The sequence below is a fragment of the Candidatus Rokuibacteriota bacterium genome, from assembly GCA_030647435.1.
Taxonomy (GTDB): Bacteria; Methylomirabilota; Methylomirabilia; order Rokubacteriales; family CSP1-6; genus AR37.
The window spans coordinates 1-2,815 of sequence record JAUSJX010000174.1; the positions used below are offsets into that span (position 1 = coordinate 1).

The following is a 2,815-nucleotide window of genomic DNA, read 5'->3' on the forward strand; positions in this document are numbered from 1 at the left end:
GGGCGCCGCCGGCTGTGCCTCCACGGTGAGCAGCGGGGCCTGTTCAGGCGGTGCGGTCTCGCCTCGCGTCGGTGTGTTCATGATTCCACTACACCAGAGTTTTCAGTCAGAGCGGAGAGAAATTCTCCGACACGCTCCTAGGGTCGGGACGCGGGGAATTTCCTGCACGGGGCGCGCGGGTTTCTGGTAAAATAGACGGGCCCCATGCGACAGGCAGCAGCCCGCCAAAGCCTTGCCATTCTGCTCGTTTTCCTCAGTCTGCTCCCCCCCCTGCAGGCCGGGGCGCAGCAGTCCGAGGCCGACGTCTTCGTAGCCCAGGCCATCCTTGCCTACGACGACAAGCGCTACGACGAGGCGCTCGAATACCTCCGCGAGGCTGTCCAGCAGGACCCCAAGAACGTCGAGGCGCTCTACTACACGGGCCTCGTCAACATCGCGCTCCAGCGCTTCGAGCCGGCGGTGCAAGCGCTCGAGCGGGCGCGGACGCTGGCGCCGGACGACTTCTCCGTGCGCTTTCTCCTCGGCGTCGGGTATTTCGCGCAGGAGCGCTACGAGCAGGCCGAGCCCATCCTGAACCAGTGCTTCCGCGAGCGGCCCACGACCGACGGGCTCGGCTATTACGTCGGCTTCATGCGGTACCGCAAGAAGGACTACGTCGGCGCGGTGGAGGCCTTCAAGGGCGAAACCTCACAGAACCCCGCCATCGTACAGCTGACGCATTTCTACTCCGGCCTGGCGCTGGCCGTCATGGGGATGCCGGAGCGCGCCATGAGCGAGCTGGACGCGGCAACGCGCGGGCTCGCGGGCTCGGCCATCACGGGCCCGGCCGAGCGGCTTCGGGACGCCATTGCGGCGGGCGGCGGGGCGGGCAACCGCTTCCACGCCGAAGTGCGGCTGGGTTTCACGTACGACACCAACGTCAAGGTTCTCCCCAACCCGAGCAACGATCCGCTCGCCAACGAGATCCGGTTCTTCGACACGGAGTCGCGCGACGGGCTGGCCTCCACGAAGTCGCCCGGCGAGCTGGCCGCTGTCACGCTCTCCTACGACTGGCTCCGCTACGGAAATTGGGAGTCGACGATCGGCTACCAGTTCTTCCAGACCCTGGTCAACAACTTCCACGACTTCGACGTGCAGGACCAGGCGGTGACGCTCGGTGGGACCTACCGTGGAGCCTTCGAGACCGGCGTCCTGGCCGGCAGCCGGTTCTTCGTGGGCGGGCAGTACGCCTTCGACAACCAGCTGCTCGGTGGAGACCAGTTCCTCCGGCGAAACACGGGGGCGCTGTTCGGGACGGTGCAGTTGAACGCCGCGGGTGACAGCTTCTGGAACCCGACCCACGTCTTCTCGCCGATCATCCGTGTCCAGGGCAAGAACTTCACGGGCATCCCGCTGCCGGTCGAGGAAGATCGGGATGCGATGAACTACATGGTCGGCCTGAGCCACACCTTCTACTGGTCAGGCGATCGCCATTGGTTCCGCGTGGGCTACCAGTGGGACACCGACGTGGCCCGGGGGCGGAACTGGTCGTACCGCGGCAACCGGGTGCTGGCCGGTGTGCAGTACACGCTGCCGTGGTGGCAGACCCGACTCGGCTACAACATGGACGTCCACTTCACCAGCTACCTGCACGCCAACTCGCTCTTTCACCTGCTTCCGGCCCCGGTCAAGCGCGCGGACGTCGAGCAGACCCACGTCTTCGCGCTGGACCAGCCGCTGCCCTTCTTCGTGCGGCAGGAAGCGGGCGCGACGCGCGCGCCGATGACGCTGAGGATCGAGTATCAGCTCGGCGTGACGAGCTCGAACATCGGGATCTACGCGTACGACCGCAACGTGGCGTCAGTGTCGATCAGTTTCCAGTACTAGTGTAGTGTCTCCAACGCTTCTTTACATTTGGCGACTTTGGCCAAAATGCGCTCCACGGACGCGGTCCACGTGAAGATGCGGGGGTTCTGATTGGGATTGTCCAGATACTCTTTGATGGCCGCGATCAACTCCGCCACGTTTCTGAAGCTGCCGCGGCGGATACGGTTGTCGGTGATGTCGCGGAACCACCGTTCCACCATGTTCAGCCAGGAACTCGACGTTGGGATGCAGTGCAGATGAAATCGCGGATGCCGCCGAAGCCAGGATGTCACCCGAGGGTGCTTGTGGGTCCCGTAATTGTCCACGACCAGATGCAGATCGAGCTCGGGCGCCGTCTTGGCGTCGATTGTCTTGAGGAACCGGATGAATTCCTGATGCCGATGCCGCGGCATGCAGTCGCCGATGACTTTCCCATCGAGCATGCTCAGGGCCGCGAACAACGTGGTCGTGCCGTTGCGTTTGTAGTCGCTGGTCATGGTTGCGCAACGGCCTTTCTTCAGCGGAAGGCCCGGCTGGGTGCGGTCCAGAGCTTGGATTTGACTTTTCTCGTCGACGCACAGGACCAAGGACTTGTCCGGAAGATTGAGGTAGAGCCCAACGACGTCGTACAGCTTCTCGACACAGTGTTTGTCGCGGCTGATCTTGAAGGTCTTGACGAGATGGGGCTTGAGGTTGTGTTGCGTCCAGATACGCTGAACGGCCATGCGACTGATGCCCTGCGCCCTCGCCATGGTGCGCACGCTCCAGTGGGTTGCAGCCGGCGGCTTCGTGTGCAGCGTGGCCTCGACCACCGCGCGGACTTTCCTGTCGGGAATACTCGCGATACGGCCGGGACGAGGGGCGTCCTTTTTCAACCCCTCCAACCGCAGAGCCAGAAAACGCTCTCGCCAGAGCTGAATCGTGGGCCGGGAGATGTCCAAGTCTTGCGCGATGCGCTGCCCAGGTATGC

General features: G+C 63.9%; 2 protein-coding genes. One reads left to right on the plus strand and one right to left on the minus strand.

Going from position 1 to position 2,815, the window contains the following annotated elements:
• Nucleotides 1-204 precede the first annotated feature (204 nt).
• Nucleotides 205-1,866 carry a tetratricopeptide repeat protein gene (locus Q7W02_28830; protein ID MDO8480132.1) on the plus strand — a complete coding sequence of 554 codons (1,662 nt, stop codon included), beginning with the start codon at nt 205-207 and terminating at the stop codon, nt 1,864-1,866.
• Here the strand turns inward: Q7W02_28830 and Q7W02_28835 are convergent.
• Nucleotides 1,863-2,813, minus strand: coding sequence for an IS630 family transposase (locus tag Q7W02_28835; protein ID MDO8480133.1), 951 nt, complete (start codon nt 2,811-2,813; stop codon nt 1,863-1,865). The two genes, Q7W02_28830 and Q7W02_28835, sit on opposite strands and share 4 nt — an antisense overlap.
• Between the last annotated feature and the right edge of the window lie 2 nt (nt 2,814-2,815).

Excerpts from the sequence above, each read along its gene's own strand:
- Q7W02_28830 (MDO8480132.1), top strand. The coding sequence starts at position 205 with ATGCGACAGGCAGCAGCCCGCCAAAGCCTTGCCATTCTGCTCGTTTTC.